Genomic DNA, 19344 nt, shown 5'->3' with positions numbered 1-19344 from the left:
GGTTTGAGTGGCGCCTGGCACGCGGCCGGGCCACCCGGTTTGATAATGAGTTCCTGCGCCAGATCTGGCAAAGTCTGGCCAACGAATTCGGTATACTCCGGAACACATTCGTTGGTATGACCACTTGAGTAACCCGACAGACGAGACCCACGCTGCATGATGCCGTTACGCTTTATCGACCGCTTCAAGTTCTTTATTGAGCGCCAGTTCGTCAAAGGTGCCCTGTTCCAACTTTTGATCGTCGGAGCCATAATTGGCCTCATCTCACTGGTTGGAGGCTTGCTCGTCTACCCCTCCGGCCAGGGCGATGACGCGGCTGACGCGGTCTGGTGGGCCTTTCTGCGACTCACTGACCCCGGTTACCTGGGCGATGACGAGGGTACCTGGCAGCGCCTGGTCTCCACCATTCTGACCGTGAGCGGCTACGTGGTCTTTATGGGTACGCTGGTGGCGATTCTGACCCGCTCCCTGATTGCCCGCATGACCGAACTGGAACGCGGACTGACTCCTGTTGCGTTTCGCAACCACGTCGTCATATTGGGCTGGAACAGCCGCACCCTGCCCCTGATTCGCGAGCTGCTGAATGCCTCGGGCCCCATGCGTCGGTATCTGTTGGGGCAGGAAACCAGTCGGGTCCAACTGGTAGTACTGGCCGAAAACATGTCGGCCGAACAGGCGCAACTGCTGCACAGCGACCCCGGTATCGGCTCCAAAGCGCGCCAGGTGGTTCTGCGTTCCGGCAGCGTGCTGCAGACCGAAGCGCTGCACCGGGCCGCATGCTTGAACGCTGCGGCAGTGATTATTCCCAGTAGCCCGCAGGAGCTCAATAGCCTGGTGAGCCCGGATGTGGAGACCATCAAAGCGCTGATGTCGATCGACGCCCAAGCCCGACGCGGGAATGTCACACCGCCCTTTGCGGTTGCCGAAATTCAGGATCTTCGCAAGTTGTCCATTGCTCGGCGCTCCTATACCGGCCCTCTGGAAGTGTTGGCGGGCGATGCGACCATCGCCAGCCTGTTGGCACAGAACATTCTGCATCCCGGCTTATCCACCGTCTACAACGAACTGCTGATGAAGCAGGATGGCAACGAATTCTATGTGCGCAGCGGTGAGCACTTTGCGGGAGAAACACTGGGCGAAATCGCCATGCGCTGCCCTAACGCACTGGTGTGTGGGCTCCTGCAAGAGCAAGGCGAGCAACAAATCTGCCGCCTGAACGCCGCCTCTTCCACCGAGGTTCGCGCCCAGGACAAGGTGGTGCTTATCGCCCGGCGCTTTGAGGACACTGAACCGCTGAATGCCAGTGGGCACCGCCAGGAAGTTGCCGAGCGTCGACCCCGGGATCTGAGCCATCTGGCCAGCCGGGGAAAAATTCCCAAGCGGGTGCTGCTACTGGGCTGGAACAAACGGGTGCCCGCTTTGATTCACGAGTTGGGCAGTTACCGTCAGTATCGCTTCGAGCTGGACATTGTCTCAGTTGTGCCCATCTCTGAGCGAGAAAAAATTGTCGAGCGCTACCAGCCGAATACGGAGCATGTCCGCTGTCAGCACATCGAAAGCGATTTTATGCAGGAAGGAGAGATGCGAGATATTGATACGGGCCGCTATGACAGTATTGTGCTGATGAGTAGCGACCGGACCAATACGGGCGAGGAAGCCGACGCTCGAGTGATTGTCGGGCATACAATCCTGGAAGAGTACCTGGAGCGAGCCAGTCGCCGCCCGCAGCTGATCATGGAGCTGAGCGACCCCAATAATGAAATTCTTGTGAGTCACCAACAGAGTGAAACCCTGATCAGTCCCCTGATTCTGAGTCATCTTCTGGCGCAGGTTGCATTGCGGCCGGAGCTGCGTCTGGTGTTTGACGACCTGTTTACCGAGGGCGGGTCGGAAGTGCTGTTTCGCCACCCTCAGGACTACGGCATCAAAGCGTCCCTGCCCTTCTGGAAACTGGAATCATTGGCCGCCGAAAAGGGCGAAACCGCGCTGGGCGTCTACTACCGAACGCCGCAAGCGAACGGCCACCGCCTACAACTCAACCCGCAAAGAGATGCTGCTCTGGACATTACCCAAGAGGATGAGTTGGTCATTCTCACCCACAGTGGCATCAATAAAGCAGCCCCACAATGAGCACAAACCGTCGACAATTTCTCACCGGCGCTGCGGCACTGGCGTCCAGAACCTGAATGCTGTGGATAGTGACCAGAAAGGCGTTCGGGAGGCCGGCCCCCCGAACGCGCAGAAGTGAGTTTTTAGCGGGTGGTTAAAGCGTTTTCAAAAACTCCACTAGCTCCCAGCGCTCTTTTGCGCTCAACGCGGGCAGAGTTTCGCCGTTCAGCTGTGGTGTACGCCCGGCGGCGTACTCATGGCCGGTGTTCCAATCACCACGGCGCAGTGTGCGGAAGCGGAAACCGTCATAGCCATCGCTGCGAAAGCCGACTTTAACCGGATCAAACTCCCGGCTGCCTACCATAAAGTCATCGGGGCGGTACTCGCCATCCTCTGGATCTCCAGGGCGTTTTACGGGCAGCAGTAAATCATACAGTGTGGGAACAGAGCCATTGTGCAAATAGGGCGCCGTGGCCCATATACCGTTGAGGGGCCGCGCCTTGTAGCTCAACAGGGAGTTGTAGGGCTCGGCGGTGGTGTCGGGTCGGTAGTCGCCACTGCGAACGCTGTATTTGATTTCATTTTCAAAGAATGACAGACCCAGGGTATACAACCAATCCAGGCGACGGCGAATAAAACCTTTGTCCGGGTCGGGTGTGGCCACCACGCCAGTGGTAGCGGCGGTAAGAATCTGCACCACCGGTGCCTCTTCCTCCAGAACCAACGGGCCGACCCCGGTACTCTGATAAGTGCCGGCAAAGTTACCGGACCAACCGCGGTATTGAACGCTGTTTTCCGCCATGGCGGGATCGGTACCCGCTTTGTCGATGTCGAGCATTTTACCCACGATGATGCGATCCCAGGCATCGCGCTCAATCAGTTGATGGCAGGATTGACAGTATTGGCCGTAAATACGCTCGCCCCGCTGGGCTTTTTCCCGGTCAATCTCGCCGAGAATCTCCTCGGGCCACTGGGGCGATTGCAGTCGGCCCAAGTGGGCTTCAAGGCGCTGCAGATTGACTAAGTCAATTGAGGACGTAAACGAAATACGCTTGCGCTTATTGCTTTGCCCGGTCAGGTGCGCGGATAAACTGAAACGGGGGCTGCGCGCTTCCCAATCCAGCAACGCGAACACACCGATCACTTCACCGGCATTCCGGCCCAGTGGCCCCATGCCGGCATTGTTGGCGATACCGTTCCACTGTACATAGTCACTGTGGGTGATATCCCACAGGAAGGGGTAACTGACGGGCGCGTTGGGCTCGTTAAAAATGGCGTTGCGGATTCGCAGCATATCCCTCTGGTTAAGGCCTGGGTAACCTTCTTCCTGGGACTGCAAGCGGCGGGTAATCAGTTGGAATTCGTCGTCGCGGATGACGGTAGCGTTCACACCGTCGAGCACCAAGTCGACTTGCTCGGGCGTCAGCAAATAACGGCCCGTGGGTGACTCAACGCGGCGCAGCAGTTTGCCCAGCTGTTCTTGGTTGAGTACGTGCTGCAACACACGGTTGTAAATTCGGCCGAAGGCATCAAGCCGACCATAACCATAGTCGACGCGGCTGTGGTTGATGGTGTTGTACAGCTGAACGTTTTCGGACCACTTGTCCAGGCTTTCGAGCACTTGCTCACGCTGTCGGTAGTCGTTGCGCAGCGCCAGCACCTCATCGACGAAGCGCTCGCGCTTTTCTTCTTCCTCGCGCGTGGTGATCAGGGCTTTTTCCAAGCCGGTAAGAAACCCCACCATGTCCGCCATGGCCGGCCCGCCGTCAATGCGAATGGCTTGGCCTTGGTAATTGACCTGTGCGGTGTGGCAGGCGGCGCAAGTAAAACCGATGTAGTCCTTGCCTCGGTAAGTTTCTTTTACGAAGCCGACGGGTAAGCCGTCTGGGTTAAAAAAGGTGGGTTTCTGCGGCAGGTAGCGGTAGTAATCGATGTTGGCGTCGGAGCGAAACCGCTCCTCGGAGTTCGCCTGCTCCAAGACCACGAACAAGTCGTAAGGCATGAGCCCTGAGCCCTGCGTGGTGTTGTAAAACCAAAGGCTGTCGGAGCGGCTCCAACCTTGGTCCAGGTACACAGGTGTTGAGTAGCTTTCGCCAAAAGCACCGTCGGTGATAGCGATGGCGCCGCGGTCCGGGTCGTTGTCCCAGTTTTGGTAAATCTTTCCGCCGGCGAAGGTCAGCGCCATGGCGACGACCGCCAGGAACAAAAGCCAGAGCAGCCATTTCAGTTTGGGCTTGTGATATTGCATGGAAAACAGGGAGGGATTGATCAACATGGATGAGCTCCTGATTTGTTATTGTTCGTCCCTAGTTCTGCGCACAACCGCAAGGGCGTCGATGCGACCTGGCAGATAATAGCACTTCAATGGGCGCAAGGCACGATCAGGAGCAGGTGAGATTTGGCGGGTTATGTGGCGTTGCAGAGAGGACGCATCACAGAAGGGGCACGGGGCTAAGCCAGAGTCAGAAGTATTAGCCCTGACAGACTGTAGAGAATAACAATCTTCCAAAACACGCGGGGTGAATCTTCGCGGACGACCCGCCCTGGGCCGTAGATCTCGCCTTTAGCGACGGCGTAGATAACGTAGACGATCAGTAGCGTGGCGACAGCGGTCAGAAATAGCATTCGTCCTCCGCGATTCGGTTCACGAAGCCGAGGCGCTGGCCGTCGGCTTGCCCTTTGGTTGCGGTAGGGCGGGTAAGTTGTGAGTGGTCATCAACAAACCCTTTTGGTAGAACTCAGTACTTTTTTGGTGTTCCCCCAGGTGCGCTAACAGGCGGGCCAGCTCGGCACAGGTTTCCGGTAGTGGCTGCAGGCCGAGGCTGGTCTGAAAATAGTCTTTGGCTCTGCCCCACAACTCATTGCGCAGGCTAAGTCGGCCCAGGCTGAGTAGTAACAGAGCGTCCCCGGGGCGCTTTTTCAACCAGGACTCGGCGGCGACCAATTGCTTGCGGGAATCTGGGCCAGCGATCAGCCCGTATAGGCGCACCAAGTCCCGGTCCCAGTGTTTTTCCAAGGTTTTGCGCACCAGAGCTTCCGCCTCTTCGTGCAATTGGTTGTCGATTAATTGCTGCGCGTAGCAGAGCACGATCTCAGGTTCCCGCTTGAGGTTATTGGGTACGTGGTCCCAAGTCTTGTGCAACAGTTTCAGTGCCTCATCGGACGTCTTCTGGCGTGCCTTGTGGCCACTGCGGCGCAGCAGCGCCAAATGCAATTGGAACGTGAGCCGGTCCAGTTCGACCGGGCTTTCACTGCCATAGGCGCGGAGGCTGGGCAGTATTTCCTGCAGTGAATCCCAGTCTTCCAATGCCACGTACACTTGACGTAATAAATCCAAGATCACCGGGTGTTGGGGGGCTTTGCGCCGGACGCGCTCCAGGGTGGCCAGGCATTGCTCGTAGCGTTTGCTGACCAGTTGCATGCGTGCCTGAGTCAACGCTACGGCAAGATCGCTGTTCGGGCTGCTTTGCTCCGCCTTGTGCAGCAGTTCCAGGGCGGTTTTGCGGTCTCCCGCTTCGTAGGCGCAGCGGGCGGCGGCCAGGTAATTGATCAGCGGTGTTTCTGTCCGCTTGGCGGCGCGCAGCAGTTTACGCTGGGCTTGTTTCCAGTTGCCTTCGATGAAATCGATCAGGCCGCTGGTGGTGCGCCGCTGGGCTCGGGCGCTACTCATCATGCCCTGGGACAGACGCCGGGAAATATTCATGGTGCCGCGCACCAGGCGAACCACCAAGAGTAAAAGCGCCAGCGCGATCACTAAAAGCAGTACGCCGAACCAAAAACTCATCTCCACGCTGGTGTTGCCCAGCGCAATCAAAATGTAACCAGAATCGGCGCGCACGGCGGCTAGGGTTAGGCCACCCAGTAGCATGGCGGCGAGCACGAGCAGCAGAGTACGCTTCATAGCTCGTTCTCCTCACGCTCCTGGTCGTCCTCGTCGGGCTCTTGCTCAGGTCTTTGCAGATTTTCCATATGCGATTGGAGCCGCGACAAGGTGTCGCTCAAGTCGGGCAGTTCCGGGCGAATGGACAGAGCCGCCAACTCGCGCAGCTCATCCTGGACGTCGCCGGTTTGGGAGTTGAGGCCATAATACTGCTCGAGCCAATCGGCGGCCCGTTCGAGATTGGCTCGATAGATGTCGGGCTGTTCGCGCAGTAGCGCCAGTTGCGCTTGCTCCATCATGAGTTGGAGGTTCTGGCGCAGATAGAAGTGCTCGGTGGTGGTTATCTGGGCGGCGATGGGCTCGTCGTGGCGTCGAATGCGCAAGTGATCGCTGAGCGCGGCGCGCAAGTTACGGAAGCTCTGGGTGACGTTGTAACGGATTCGCTGCCAGCGGGTGGCGTCTGGGCCGGGCGGTTCCGCGTCCAGGCCTTGTACGTCTTCTCCCTCTAGTCGTTCCAGGGGGTCGGCCAGAGGTAATTCTTGGAGCTGTTCGGTTAAGGAAAGCATTTGCAGATATATGCCTTCCCGGTCCACTTGATCAGCCATTCGCAGGGCGCGCACATCCCGCGCCAGCGCGCGTCGAACCCCGTGCAGTCGGCCGTCGTTGAGGGTTTGAAATATTTGCTCCACCTGCTCGGCCATGGCCAGAGCGTTGGTGGCGTCGCGCTCCATCAGCAAGCGCTGATTGGCCAGGCGCAATAAGTATTGGGCCTCGGCAAGTTTCCAGTCTTCCCGGTTAGTGGTGGACATGGCTCTGAGCCGACGCTGGGTGTTTTCCAAGCGCTCATCCAGGGCGGAGAGGGCTTGGTCCCGCTGTTGCGCCTGTTGCTCCAGTTGACGCGCCATTTGCGTTTCCAACTGGGTTTCCAGGGTCTGGAACTCTTGTTGCCGTTGCTCGGATTCACGCTCTCGGGTCTGGCGCTCGGCTCGCAATTGCTCGCGCAGCTCCTCCACAGCGGTTTCCAGTTCATTCAGTTGCTGGTGTTGGCCCTCTTCCATTTCCTGCCAGAGATACCAACCGCCGGCGGCGATTGCGGCCATTAAAAGCAACAACAACCAAAGCCACATTCCGCCGCGACCACCGGGGGATTTCTTTTTTGCACGGGGTTTACTGCGCGGCGGTTCAGCCTGAGTAGTGGTTTTTGGCGTGTCCTGTGTCTCGCTGCTTTCGCTCGGGGTGTCTTGAGTCACGTGATTGATGTCCTGCTCAATGTTGTTTCAGAGTCGCCAGCATACTGGCGTCGGTGGCGTTTTCGGCGGTCAGCACTTGCTCAAAGCCCAGCTCCCGGGCCAGCTGCGCAACCCGCTCTCCCGGTACCAGCACGGGCAGCTGAACTAGCGCCTGGGTTAATCCCTTCCGCTGCGGATCTAGGGCGAGTTGATCGAGCAGCCTTCGGTAATTGTGCAGACTCTCGCCACTGTGTAAAGCCACAACCTGCTTCTGCTGCCACACTTTGGGGTCGGTAAAGGTGGCGATCAACTGATCCGCCGCGTCGTCGGGCAAGCGGCGCTCGTAGAGTTCGGCGAAATCTACCCGTGCGCCCCGCTCGGCCAGTACTTGCGCCATATAGGGACGGCCGCCCACGCCCCGAAAGATCAGTATACGCTTTTCGGCCACTTGCGCTGGTTGCAGAGCCGGATCCTGTAACAGCGCTTCGCTGTTCATGGCGCCGCCGGGCGCCTGTGCCCGCAGGCCCTGCTGGCTGAGCGCGCCGGCCGTACTGGCGCCCACGGCAAAGTATTCAATACCCACGGGGAGTTGCGGCCAATAATTGTCCAGCCATTCCATGGCGTGCGCCACCGCATTTTGGCTGACGAAGATCACCTTTTGATAGAGATCGAAATCCAGCACTCGATCCTTGAGCGCCTGAAGCTGTTCGGGTGTGCTGACGGGCACCAGTTCTAATAGGGGCACGGCCACGGCCTCGGCGCCCTCCCGGGCCAGGGTTTCACACCAGGCACTCGCCTGATGTGCAGGGCGCGTTACCAGAATCCGCATTCCGGTCAGTGCACTCATTCCCCGTTATTTTCCTGTGACGCTTCCGCCACTTGGGCCAATACCCGGTCAGCGCCCGCTGCCAGCAGCCGTTCTGCCAATTCGGTACCCAAGGCGTCCGCTTCGGCTACGGGCCCGCTAATGTCGTCAAAAAACATTTCCGAGCCGTCCGGTGCGCCCACCAGGCCGCGCAGCCAAAGGCCCTTCTCGTTGTGCACGGCGTAGGCGCCGATGGGCACCTCGCAGCTGCCGCCCAAACGCCGGACCAAAGCCCGCTCGGCGGTCAGAACTTCCGCTGTTGTTTGGTCGTGCAGGGGTGCCAGTAAGTCCAACGTCTCCTGATCACTGGTGCGACATTCAATGCCCACGGCTCCCTGCCCGCCCGCTGGCAGGCTGTCTTCGGGGGCTATATAGGAGGCGATGCGGCTGTGCAGTTCGAGCCGCTCCAGACCGGCGGCGGCCAACACAATCGCGTCAAACTCGCCTTCGTCCAGTTTACGCAAGCGGGTTTGTACGTTGCCGCGCAGAAAATTCACCTTTAGGTCCGGCCGGGCCGCCAGGATCTGGCACTGGCGGCGCATGCTGGACGTGCCCACCACGCTGCCCGGGGGGAGCTCGGCCAAAGCACCAAACTTGTTGGATACAAAAGCGTCGCGAGCGTCGGCGCGCGGGCAGATTACCGGTAGCCCGAGGCCCTCGGGGAAATACATGGGCACATCTTTCATGGAGTGCACGGCAATATCCGCTTCGTCGTTCACCAACGCGTGCTCCAGCTCCTTCACAAACAGACCCTTGCCGCCCACCTTCGCCAGCGGTATGTCCAGAATCCGGTCGCCGCGGCTGGTCAGCGGCACGAGCTCTACCGATAAGTGAGGGTGATGCTTCAGCAGCTCGGATTTCACATATTCCGCCTGCCACAAGGCGAGCAGACTTTTGCGGGTGGCAATGCGCAGGGTTTGGGTCATAGAAACGGCCAGAAGTTAAAAGCGGGAAAAGGCCTGATGATACCAGAGAAGCCCGCTCTAACGCATGGCCGCGCCCCAGGTAGCGGGGCGTGACCTAAAGGGTTTGAAAAGCCAATTCGTCAGTGATGAAGCCGAGAAAGGCGGCCAACCAGCTTTTCCCCGGTACTATTCGGGAGTGGGTACAGGCTTGCTTTCGAACGTCCAGGTAGACGATTGGGACAGCCCTGGCGGATCACCTACAAACAAGTGGCTCGATTCCTGATCATCCTTCAGTTGCCATTGGAACCAGGCCGTAGCGACTCGACCAAATTCGCCACCATAGGGCTCTCCATAGGTGCCGCCATGTCCGACGTCCATGTTGCCCACAAAAACCGGCACATGGTTAATGCGCTCGAAATCGTCCATGCCGTTGTCGTAGGCGATGTCTGACGGGCCACCGAGTAAATACAGCGTGGGCGAATGAATCTTGTCCAGTTGAGATTTATCCACCTGAGGTATTCCCGGCAGGCCTTCACGCGGGCTATTAAAAATACCGCTATTGGCAACCAACAACGCCGATACCCGTGGATCGCCTGCCACTTCGAGCGCTTGTAAGCCACCACAGGACATACCGCTGACGGCGATCCGGTCAGTGTTAATTTTCTGATAGTAGTTGCTTTCCGCGTTTTCATTCTGAGCAATTGCCCAATCCATGGCGTCGACCAATTTTGAGGAGGTTGAGCGCGCCGTTACCGGCTCTCCGTGTTCTTCAGGAAAGGTGCCAATCGCAATCACCAAAAAACCATGAGAGGCAATTTGGTTTAAAAAATTGACGTGTTCCCAGGGCGAGTCAAAGCAAGCGCCGTTTCCCCAAACAATGATGGGTAGTTTTTGGTCTTGACCGAACTCGGAAAGATCTTCTGGCTGAAAGAGTGTGTGCGTAGGGAGTGAAGCATCCGTCAGCATGATTGCGCTGTGGGGCCCGGTACCTCCGTTCTCGATAACCCGGCTGTTGACGATTTCTGACCAGGATGGGTGGATCCAAAACATCGTCAGTAGAACAATGAGCGCATGCTGTTTCTTCATTCCATTCGTCCTCGTTAGCATTTATTTACACTACTGGTCAAAAGTTAACTCCCCAGACCAACGGCGTCACTACTTCGAGATCATATAGTAAGTTACTATCCGTGTTGGTTACTTTTACACAACTTATAATTCAGAGTTGAGAAACTCTCATGGCTTGTTACAGGGTTTGTACAAGCAGAGCCCGTTTTTGGTATGAATGGGCGCTCAAGGCGATGAGTCTGATCGCTGCCGCCGCAACGACCACTGCGGCATTGGCCTCGCCAGAAAAAAATGTAACCGATTTCCATCGCGCCTGTTCCCTCCTCACAAATGTTCAAACCTCCCTTGATCAGCAGCCTTTACGTGTTACCAAGGCCAATTTTTCCGAACCTACTCAGGACGAGACTGAACAGCAGTCGTTACCTGCTCATTGCGATGTCTATGGCTTTTACGGTGAACGCAAGGGTGCAGACGATCAACCCTACGCCGTAAAATTTCATATGCGCCTCCCTCTCGATTGGAACGGTGGTTTGTTTTTTCAGGGTGGAGGCGGACTGAACGGCAACGTCGGCGATGCTACTGGGCCGACGGGGCATGGAGATCCGGCAATACAGCGAGGCTACGCGGTAGTGAGTCACGACTCGGGTCATGATACGACTATCAATAGCGATCCCCAGCGCGGCGGAGACGCGGCGTTTGGTTTCGACTTCAAAGCGCGCAAAAACTACGCCCACGCATCGATTGAGAGTACTCATCAGGCAGCGAGTATTCTGATCAATGCACTGTATGGTCAGCGTCATGAACAGTCGTACTTTTTTGGTTGTTCCAAGGGTGGCCAAGAAGGCATGATCGCCGCCCAACGTTACCCAGAATTGTTTGATGGCATAGTCGCCATCGCTCCCGGTATATCTTTGCCAAAAGCGGCCGTCGCCCAGGCTTGGGACACTCAAGTGTTTGCCGCCTTGATGGATCAGAGTGCGGGCATTGGTGACTTGGCAAATACCTTTACGGATGCGCATCTGCGTACGGCCAGCGATGCCATCATCGAGGCCTGCGATGAACTCGATGGTCTTAACGATGGCATGATCCAAAACTTTCCCGCCTGCACCGCCGACAAAGTTTATCCAGCGCTTAAGGCTCGCCAATGCCACAATATTGATCAGAACGATTGCCTGAGCGCTGATCAAATAGTTGCGCTGCTTACCTCGTTTTCGGGTGTTCGGAACACGCAAGGTGAAGCGCTCTATACGTCGTTTCCATTGGATACTGGCATAACAGACTTCGGTTGGCGCCTTTGGAAACTGGGTAATGGGGAGATACCGCCACTGAATGTGGTACTGGGCATGCCTGCACTAGCCACTGTTTTCTCCACCCCGCCACGCGCGCTCGACACCTCGCCAGAGAACCTCTTCGCTCAGCAGTTGGCTTACGATTTTGACCGCGATGTTGCAGCGATCTTTTCTACCCACGCGGACTTTCCCGAATCCGCTTGGCAGCTGATGCAGGCAACGTCCACTGATTTGGATGCGTTTAAAGCGCGAGGCTCCAAATTGATTCTGGTTCATGGCGTTTCCGATCCGGTGTTTTCTATCAACGATTCCATCAATTGGTGGGAAAGCGTCAACGAACGCTATGAAGGTGCGGCTAACGACATTGTGCGGCTTTTCCCCGTGCCCGGCATGGGGCATTGCCAAGGCGGCCCGGCAACCGATCAGTTTGATGCTTTTACGGCGCTGCTTGATTGGGTTGAAGACGCCCAGGCACCCGACACCCTGATCGCTACCGCAGGGGACTCCACCCCCTGGCCGGGAAGAGAGCGCCTGTTGTGCGCCTATCCGACGCTCTTGCATTATCAAGCAGAAGATACGAGTGCGGGAAAATTCCAGTGTCGGTAAACATTTATTGGGCAAAGAATTCAAAAGTAACGCCAGAGTAATTCGACCCCGAGCGGCCACGTTGAGCTTAATGGGTTTGTTGAAGGATCGGCGCTTTCTTTGAATATAAGAAAAACTAAAACACAACTATAGAGAGGAAGAGAGATGCAACGAAAAATGAAAGTTATTTCCAGGTTTATGGGATTCGGCGTGCTCTGGTTGGTCAGCGCGTTCACCTTCGCTCAAGACGGAAAAATGTATCCGATGGATGCTCCTGAAGAGCCACGAGCGATACCATTAAACACGGGTGGCGTAGAAGGTCAGAAGGAAGAAGAATCGTGGTTTCGCCAGTGGGGCGATCCAATGGCTCGGAACATTACGAAGGCCACGCTGACGCCGTTTCTCGCCGATCCAGAAAAGGCAAACGGCACCACGGTTATTGTCGCCCCCGGTGGCGGTTTCATGTGGCTTTCCATGGATAATGAAGGTTGGCAGGTCGCAGAGGCGCTGGCAGCTCAGGGTATCAATGCGTTTGTATTGAAGTACCGGCTTCAGCCGACGGCCGCCAAGCTTGAGGATTTTGAAGATCAACTGAATCAACGCTTTGCCGATGCAGAAAACATGGCGAGAGAAAGCGAAGATCCTCAACCGCGACCACGTTGGGATTTAAGTAATCAGCTGGAGGATGTGGAAGCGGCGTACGCGTTGATTAAGAGTCGGGCGGATGAGTGGAATGTTGATGTCGATAACATTGGCATGGTTGGATTTTCCGCAGGTGCCGGGCTGACAATGGCCACCACCCTGCAATCGGAGAAAGTGGACTTGGCCTTCATTGCTCCGATCTATGGCGGTATGAACCGAGTAGACGTGCCCAAGAACGCGCCCCCAATGTTTGCCGTTATCGCTGTTGACGATTTTCTGTTTACGGGTGACTTCGGCTTGCTGAAGTCATGGTATGAAGCAGACATTCCGTTTGAATTCCACCTCTACCAGAACGGCGGCCACGGCTTCGGCCTGGGCAACCCCGATCGTACCAGCAACAAGTGGTTCGATGCGTTTATGCATTGGTTGGATGTCAACGGGTTTGTTAATCCGTAACGCGTCCAAGTACGGTTGAATTGCCTAACCGGTCATTCCCGCCAAAGAACGTCATCCTCGACTCCGATCGGGGACGGGAATCCACCTCCTAAAGCATAGGCTCCCGCATTGTGGGAGCCGGCTCAATCCCACACAGGCGCAAAATCCGGATTGGCAATCCGCTCGCCCCGATCAAGCCCATTCATAACAGTAAGATCACTGTCATCCAACTTCAGACTTTGAGCCGCCCAATTGCTCTCCAAGTGATCCCGTTTGGTGGACGAGGGAATCACCGCAAAGCCCTGTTGCAGCAACCAGGCAATGGTCACTTGTGCGGGTGTAGTGCCATGCTTTTGTGCAATCTGTTGAATGTCCGGTTCATGGGCCACTTTGCCGCACGCCAAAGGCATATAGGCGGTTAGGTGAACCGAGGCCTTGCGCGCGAAGGCTGCCAGTTTTTTGTTTTGCAAAAAGGGCTGGATTTCCACCTGGTTGGTGGCAATGTTGGGCAAGCCGATGATCTGATCAACTTGCTTGAGCTGGGCCGTGGTGAAGTTGGACACGCCAATCAGGCGCGTCAGGCCTTGGCGCTGCGCTTCCAGCATGCCCTCCATATACTCCTGCATGGGCACTTCGTCATTGGGCGAGGGCCAGTGCACCAAAGCCAGGTCTACCTGGTCCATCTTCAGCCGCTCAAGGCTCGCTTCCAGGCTGGGAATCAGCCGATCCCGGCTCAATTGGTCAAACCAGATTTTGGTGGTCACGAACACCTGATCCCGCGGCACACCACTCTGTGCAATAGCTTGGCCCACATCCGCCTCGTTGTCGTAGAGCTGTGCCGTATCGATGTGACGGTAGCCAATCTCCAGAGCGGCGGTTACCGAATCCACCGCTTGTTTGCCGGTCAAACGATAAGTACCCAGGCCTAGGGCTGGAATTGCATTGCGCATAGAACATCTCCAAACAACGGTTTCCGAATTGGGCAAGTGTAACAAACACGCCAAGCGGGGGCAGCGATAGGTGCAAACAGCGCCGAATTGGCCTTTTGCGCTGGCGGACCATCTACGGCATTATCGGAAATCAAACCCAGACATCTACAAGGAGGGGCATGATGAGCAAGCAACGCATCGTTCCACACCTATGGTTCGACAAAGAGGCGAAGCAAGCGGCAGAATTCTATTGCACTGTCTTTCCCGCCTCAAGCGTCACCAGCACCGTTACGGTACCCGGCACCCCATCGGGTGACTGTGACGTCGTCTCCTTCACCGTGTGGGGACACGAATTCATGGCCATCAGTGCCGGGCCCGAGTTTACGCTCAATCCATCGGTATCGTTCATGGTCAATTTCGATCCGTCCCGGGACGAGGACGCGCGCGAGAAAATCGACGAAGTGTGGAAGGCGCTTTCCGATGGGGGCAAGGTATTTATGCCTATTGATAAATACCCCTTCAGCGAACGCTACGGGTGGATTCAAGACAAGTTTGGCGTGTCCTGGCAGCTTATCCTCACCGACCCGGAGGGCGAGGAACGGCCTACCATTATTCCCTCGCTCCTGTTCGTGGGTGACATCTACGGAAAAGCGGAGGAGGCTTCGGACTTCTACCTGTCCGTATTCAACAATTCGAAGCGCGGCGAACTTGTACGCTACCCCGCCGGCATGGAGCCGGACAAAGAAGGCGCGGTAATGTTCACGGACTTCATGCTGGAGAACCAGTGGTTCACCGCCATGGACAGTGCGCTGCAGCACGACTTCGCGTTTAACGAAGCCATTTCGTTCATCATTAAGTGTGAAGATCAGGAAACCATTGATTACTACTGGGATAAGCTATCGGCGGTGCCCGCAGCCGAACAATGCGGCTGGCTCAAAGACCGGTATGGCCTATCGTGGCAAGTTGTACCTGCGGTCATGGACACCATGATGCGGGACGACAACCCCGACGCGCTGAGCCGCGTTACCCAGTCCTTTCTCAGCATGAAGAAATTCGATATCGCTGAGCTACAAAGGGCCTACGATGGAGCTGGGCGATAAACACAGCCATCGAACCGGTGACTCAACATCATGCCACCTAACCAAACCGACGCCCCGCCCGCCCTGCTTCGCTACATTCTGGCCACCTTCGGCTGGACATGGACTGCATGGTGGGCTGCTGTATGGGCGGAACGAACTCCCGCCGATTTTCTTCAGCCGATACTGTTTGCCTTGGGCGGCTTAGGACCAGCGCTGGGTGCAGTCTACGTTCTGCGTGGCATGAGCGGCGCTTACCGGCGGGACTTTCTAAACCGGCTTTGGAGTCCGAAACGAATAGCTCCGTTTTGGTGGCTAATGATCGCAGCCATCAGCATCGCCCCTGCCCTTATCGCCTACCTGGCAGCGGTTGCCATTGGCCGCCCGCCAACGGGTGAGATCGCCCTATCACTCAGTTCATTAGCCTTTGTCATCGGCTTTGCCGTCGCCGCCGGCGCCGTCGAAGAACCGGGCTGGCGCGGCGTTGCTCAGGACATAACCCAAGCCCGTGCACATCCGCTGATAGCCGCCATGTTCATCGGGCTACTCTGGGTGTTATGGCATGTACCCTTATTCTTCATGGAGGGAAGCTACCAACACGACCTGGGCCTACTGACACCCCGCTTCTGGCACTTCAACGCAGCGCTCATGCTACTCAGCATTCTCTACGTATGGGTATGCAACGGCGCTAACGGGAGCATCCTGGCCGCCATCCTCCTTCACGCCGGCACCAACATCGCAGGCAGCCTTATCCCGCAAGACGCGCTGACTGACCTGACCCGCTCAGTCGTATACCTCATCGCCTGCCTCGCCGTCATAGGATGGACCCGGGGAAGACTGCAGCTGCAAACCAAAACAACGCAGCGCCCAAGCTTCCAAAAACGAACCTGAACTAGCAATTCCGTTGTTCACCCCACAACGGATGATTTCCGTATTTTAACGCAACTTTTCCATAGCAATTGGTTATAAGCGCCGGCGGCCATGGGTTTGCATGCATGTTACTATGGGCGCCAGGAATGAAAGACGGAATTTTTCCGGGTTTAAATACGGAAAATTTCCTTCTAATAATATTGTTACATCATAGGAGCCTGAATGATTAAGACAGTTTCTGAAATGCTTCAGGCATTCATTCGAGAGGAAACCGAAAAGCTTGACAGCTATCAGATTAAGCATGGCCCTACTATCGGCGACATGTACGAAGGGCTGTCTGCCGAACTTCTGAATCGAGCTATTCCTGACCAGTTAAACTTGAGGGTCGTTAGTGGCTTTATAACCGATGGTGGCCAACACCTATCGGGACAGATGGACTGCATGTTAGTGCAGGGGGAAGGTGAAGCCATACCTTACACAGAAAATACGTATAAATGGCACGTGCGTGATGTTATTGCCGTATTAGAAATAAAGAAAACTCTTTATTCTAAAGACCTTATAGATTCGTTTTTAAAGCTCAGGCAGGTTTCGGAAAGCTATTCAAAGTATCTCTTCGATGGAGATCATAGTGATAATCGAAAAATTGATCTTAGCTCCTCATACAAGATATTTTCGCAGTTAACTGGTATTCACGCGCCGTCCTATCACCAGCGGCATGAGCTTACCAAGGAAAACGAATTAATTTATACCACAGTATTTATGGAGCAGCTAACTCCACTCCGAATAGTTCTCGGATATCATGGGTTCTCAACGGAGCATAGCTTACGTCAAGGTTTAGTTAAATTCTTGGAAGAGCAAGGAGTAGGCCCCGGTTTTGGTGTTCCTGCTTTTCCTCAGCTTATAATCAGCGGTCACAATTCCCTAGTTAAGGCTAACGGGCGTCCTTACCTATCGACAATGCGCGACGGATACTGGGATTTTATGTGCTCAAGCAGGGCCAATCCAATTATATTTATTCTTGAACTTATATGGTCAAAAATTGAGCTTGAGTTTGACGTTAGTATGCCTTGGGGTGATGACTTGGAGGTGGAGGTTTTAAACGAGTTTTTGCGTGCAAAGCCTTTTTTTGGCAAAGACCAAGCTGGATGGCACCTTGTTTATGATGAGTTATCATCGAAAACATTGGAGTCTAGGTGCGACTCAAAGAGTTGGGAGCCTCTGGAAGTAACCAGCAGTCAGTACGTAATTTTTAACAGACTCGCGAATGAGAATATAGACACCAGTGATCCTGATTTTATCGAGTTCGCCGAGAAGGAGTCTGGGTCGGCTGAAGATTTTGTAAAATCAATTACTTCGTCTGGCCATGCTGCGCTTGATGGCTTGGAATTGAAGTTGACGACTGAAAACCTAGTTGCATTGATTTCGCCTGACGGACGGTTTTTGATTGCGGAGAATAACTCCGGAAGATTGGCCCCTTGGTTGAACAGCAACTTCGATAAAAAGATGTAACAAAGCAATGCACGCGACAAGCGCGTGATTGCGGCGTTAACCAGGCGTATCGGATCGACATAAACATGATAAGAGAGTACTACACCCGGAAGGCCTACCAGCTTTATCCCTTTCGTTGGACTTTCGTAATTGCTCTGGTAGGTTCATTCTTCGGTCTTTGGGTACATTCGAGTGCATTCTTCTTGGCGGTGCATGCATTTATCCATGCCTGGTCAATTTTGGCGCTTGCAATAATCATTTACTATGGGCCCGTGAGAAGGCTGGCTGGTACATTGATGGTAGAAGGGGGGCGGCCTTTGGCATGGCCTTTCATACTATTTTTTCATGCTGGTCTTGTTATTCTTACCGTGGGTGTACTATATGGCATTCTTTTCGGTTAACAAAGCGCAGCACTACACCGCCGCAGGCGGCGGTGGGACGCTCGTAAACTCGCGCCCGTGTGCGCGACGTTAAATCCTATAGTGAGGAATGAAGTGTTCGATTACATAATCAACAATAAAGAATGGATCTTCAGTGGGTTGGGGGTTGCAGTCGTATCGTGGATTTTCTGGCGAAAATCATCCAACACAAAGATGGCACAAAAAAGTGGCGATAATTCAACGAATATCCAAGTTGGCAGAGATATCAATATGTCGGACAAGGGCAAGGGCAGTGAAGATAAGTAAGAAATCCCAAGAGTCAGGCGATAACTCTGTAAATCTACAAGCGGAAAATATAACCGTAAACGCTGGCTTGTCGATTGCTCATGTTAAAGAGATCGCGCTAGAGGTTTTCGAGGGAAATTTCTACAAACTGGCAGGGGTAGCTAAAGAAACAGCCGGTCAACGAGCAAAAGAGATAACGGAGCAGTTTCTTGAGGAGCTGTCAGAAAAGAACCCGGATGGTTTGAAGGCGTCGGAAGATCCTGATTTTCAACATTCTTTGTTTCAAGCACAAAAGGAATATGCTCGTTCTGGAGACAAAGAACTTGGCGATATTTTGGTTGATATTTTAGTTGACCGCTCGAAAGAGGACGAGAGAAGTCTTCTGCAAGTGGTTTTAAATGAGTCTTTGTCAATAGCGCCAAAATTGAACAGCAAGCAGCTTGATATACTGGCTTGCTGCTTTAATCTCGGTTACACAAAAAGAAACAATATCGCCAACCTAAAGATGTTTGCGGATTACCTAAATAACGCAGTGCTGGTATTTGCGGATGCTGTAGGAGAAAAGGATTCAAACTATAAGCATATAGAGTATGTTGGATGCGCGGCTATACGGACAGGATCTAGGGATATTGTAAACATACTCATGCAGACTTATAAGGCAATATTTTGTAAAGGGTTTGAGAAAGAGCAGCTTAACGAGTTGGCAGAAGAAAACGCCGCTATTTGGAATGTCATTATCCCATCTCAGCACAACGTAAATCTTGTTCAGGCAGGAGGCATGGATGATGAAACAATCCGAAACATGTGCAAGCAAAAGGGTGTTTCAGATGCAAGCGCTGAAAAATTGATCCAGATAAATAACGGTCAGATGATGAATAAGCAAGAGGCCACAGACTATCTAAAATCAATCTGTCCAAAGTTCGAGAAATTGCTTGAGGATGCAGGCAAAACATCATTTAACAGCCTTGATCTCACCAGTGTAGGCATTGCAATCGCCCATGCGCACTCTCGAAAAAAGGCCGGATTTGATGCGGATTTGTCCATTTGGATTTAATATACTGTTAAAAATACAGTCGATCCTATGAATTATCATCCAACAGCCATAGCAGTTGTGACCATCCTGGCCGTCATGCTTACAACGAGCGTCGTGCAATGGACATTTCTCATAACCTTGAAAAAGCGTCACGGAGCTCAGTGGAATCATGCAGGAAGGCCAACCATATGGAGTGACCAAAGCTTTATGAGCGCATGGCCCACGGTTAAGTACTTACAGTTTAGAGATTACGCAGATAGCGGAGATAGCCGAGGCATT

15 protein-coding genes are annotated in these 19344 nt (G+C 54.5%); 7 read left to right on the top strand and 8 right to left on the bottom strand.

Going from position 1 to position 19344, the window contains the following annotated elements; all coding sequences use genetic code 11:
• Window positions 1-156 precede the first annotated feature (156 nt).
• Entirely contained in the window at window positions 157-2130 is a 1974-nt protein-coding gene (locus RBH33_RS09535) for a CASTOR/POLLUX-related putative ion channel (protein ID WP_306731946.1), read from the top strand.
• A 133-nt stretch (window positions 2131-2263) separates the two neighbouring features.
• On the opposite strand, the gene RBH33_RS09530 is transcribed toward RBH33_RS09535, so the two are convergent.
• The 7 genes from RBH33_RS09530 to RBH33_RS09500 form a co-directional block, all read right to left on the bottom strand.
• On the bottom strand, window positions 2264-4384 hold the full coding sequence (locus RBH33_RS09530) for a di-heme-cytochrome C peroxidase (RefSeq protein WP_306731945.1): 2121 nt from the start codon (window positions 4382-4384) through the stop codon (window positions 2264-2266).
• A 176-nt stretch (window positions 4385-4560) separates the two neighbouring features.
• Window positions 4561-4734 carry a hypothetical protein gene (locus RBH33_RS09525; RefSeq protein ID WP_306731944.1) on the bottom strand — a complete coding sequence of 58 codons (174 nt, stop codon included), beginning with the start codon at window positions 4732-4734 and terminating at the stop codon, window positions 4561-4563.
• Between the two features lie 19 nt (window positions 4735-4753).
• Window positions 4754-6010: a heme biosynthesis HemY N-terminal domain-containing protein gene (locus RBH33_RS09520; protein ID WP_306731943.1), complete on the bottom strand. Its 1257-nt coding sequence runs from the start codon at window positions 6008-6010 to the stop codon at window positions 4754-4756.
• Window positions 6007-7239 (bottom strand): uroporphyrinogen-III C-methyltransferase, encoded by a 1233-nt coding sequence (locus RBH33_RS09515; RefSeq protein ID WP_306731942.1) that lies wholly within the window; start codon window positions 7237-7239, stop codon window positions 6007-6009. The genes RBH33_RS09520 and RBH33_RS09515 overlap by 4 nt, the downstream gene beginning before the upstream one ends.
• Window positions 7240-7255: 16 nt before the next feature.
• Window positions 7256-8065: a uroporphyrinogen-III synthase gene (locus tag RBH33_RS09510; protein ID WP_306731941.1), complete on the bottom strand. Its 810-nt coding sequence runs from the start codon at window positions 8063-8065 to the stop codon at window positions 7256-7258.
• Window positions 8062-9009, bottom strand: coding sequence for a hydroxymethylbilane synthase (gene hemC, locus RBH33_RS09505; RefSeq protein WP_306731940.1), 948 nt, complete (start codon window positions 9007-9009; stop codon window positions 8062-8064). The genes RBH33_RS09510 and hemC overlap by 4 nt, the downstream gene beginning before the upstream one ends.
• Window positions 9010-9174: 165 nt before the next feature.
• A complete protein-coding gene (locus RBH33_RS09500; protein WP_306731939.1) occupies window positions 9175-10074 on the bottom strand; it encodes a poly(ethylene terephthalate) hydrolase family protein in 900 nt (299 codons plus the stop codon).
• Window positions 10075-10286: 212 nt separating this feature from the next.
• Between RBH33_RS09500 and RBH33_RS09495 the strand changes: the two genes are divergently transcribed.
• Both RBH33_RS09495 and RBH33_RS09490 read left to right on the top strand, forming a co-directional pair.
• The gene (locus RBH33_RS09495; protein WP_306731938.1) at window positions 10287-11948 is read left to right on the top strand and encodes a tannase/feruloyl esterase family alpha/beta hydrolase; all 1662 of its coding nucleotides are present in this window, start codon (window positions 10287-10289) and stop codon (window positions 11946-11948) included.
• A 144-nt stretch (window positions 11949-12092) separates the two neighbouring features.
• Window positions 12093-13025 carry an alpha/beta hydrolase gene (locus tag RBH33_RS09490; protein WP_306731937.1) on the top strand — a complete coding sequence of 311 codons (933 nt, stop codon included), beginning with the start codon at window positions 12093-12095 and terminating at the stop codon, window positions 13023-13025.
• 122 nt (window positions 13026-13147) lie between these two features.
• Here the strand turns inward: RBH33_RS09490 and dkgB are convergent, their stop codons facing one another.
• Entirely contained in the window at window positions 13148-13954 is an 807-nt protein-coding gene (dkgB, locus tag RBH33_RS09485; RefSeq protein WP_306731936.1) for a 2,5-didehydrogluconate reductase DkgB, read from the bottom strand.
• A 161-nt stretch (window positions 13955-14115) separates the two neighbouring features.
• Here dkgB and RBH33_RS09480 point away from each other — a divergent pair, with 161 nt between their 5' ends.
• From RBH33_RS09480 to RBH33_RS09465, 4 genes are all read left to right on the top strand, one after another.
• Window positions 14116-15033, top strand: coding sequence for a VOC family protein (locus RBH33_RS09480; RefSeq protein WP_306731935.1), 918 nt, complete (start codon window positions 14116-14118; stop codon window positions 15031-15033).
• 30 nt (window positions 15034-15063) lie between these two features.
• On the top strand, window positions 15064-15900 hold the full coding sequence (locus tag RBH33_RS09475) for a CPBP family intramembrane glutamic endopeptidase (protein WP_306731934.1): 837 nt from the start codon (window positions 15064-15066) through the stop codon (window positions 15898-15900).
• A gap of 201 nt (window positions 15901-16101) precedes the next feature.
• Entirely contained in the window at window positions 16102-17388 is a 1287-nt protein-coding gene (locus tag RBH33_RS09470) for a DUF6602 domain-containing protein (RefSeq protein ID WP_306731933.1), read from the top strand.
• A 651-nt stretch (window positions 17389-18039) separates the two neighbouring features.
• The gene (locus RBH33_RS09465; protein ID WP_306731932.1) at window positions 18040-19086 is read left to right on the top strand and encodes an LPO_1073/Vpar_1526 family protein; all 1047 of its coding nucleotides are present in this window, start codon (window positions 18040-18042) and stop codon (window positions 19084-19086) included.
• Window positions 19087-19344 lie beyond the last annotated feature (258 nt).

It is taken from the genome of Marinimicrobium hydrolyticum (genome assembly GCF_030848505.1).
Taxonomy (GTDB): Bacteria; Pseudomonadota; Gammaproteobacteria; order Pseudomonadales; family Cellvibrionaceae; genus JAVDDU01.
Note: the sequence above shows the minus strand (reverse complement) of the source record. Positions and strands in the feature narration are given on the sequence as shown.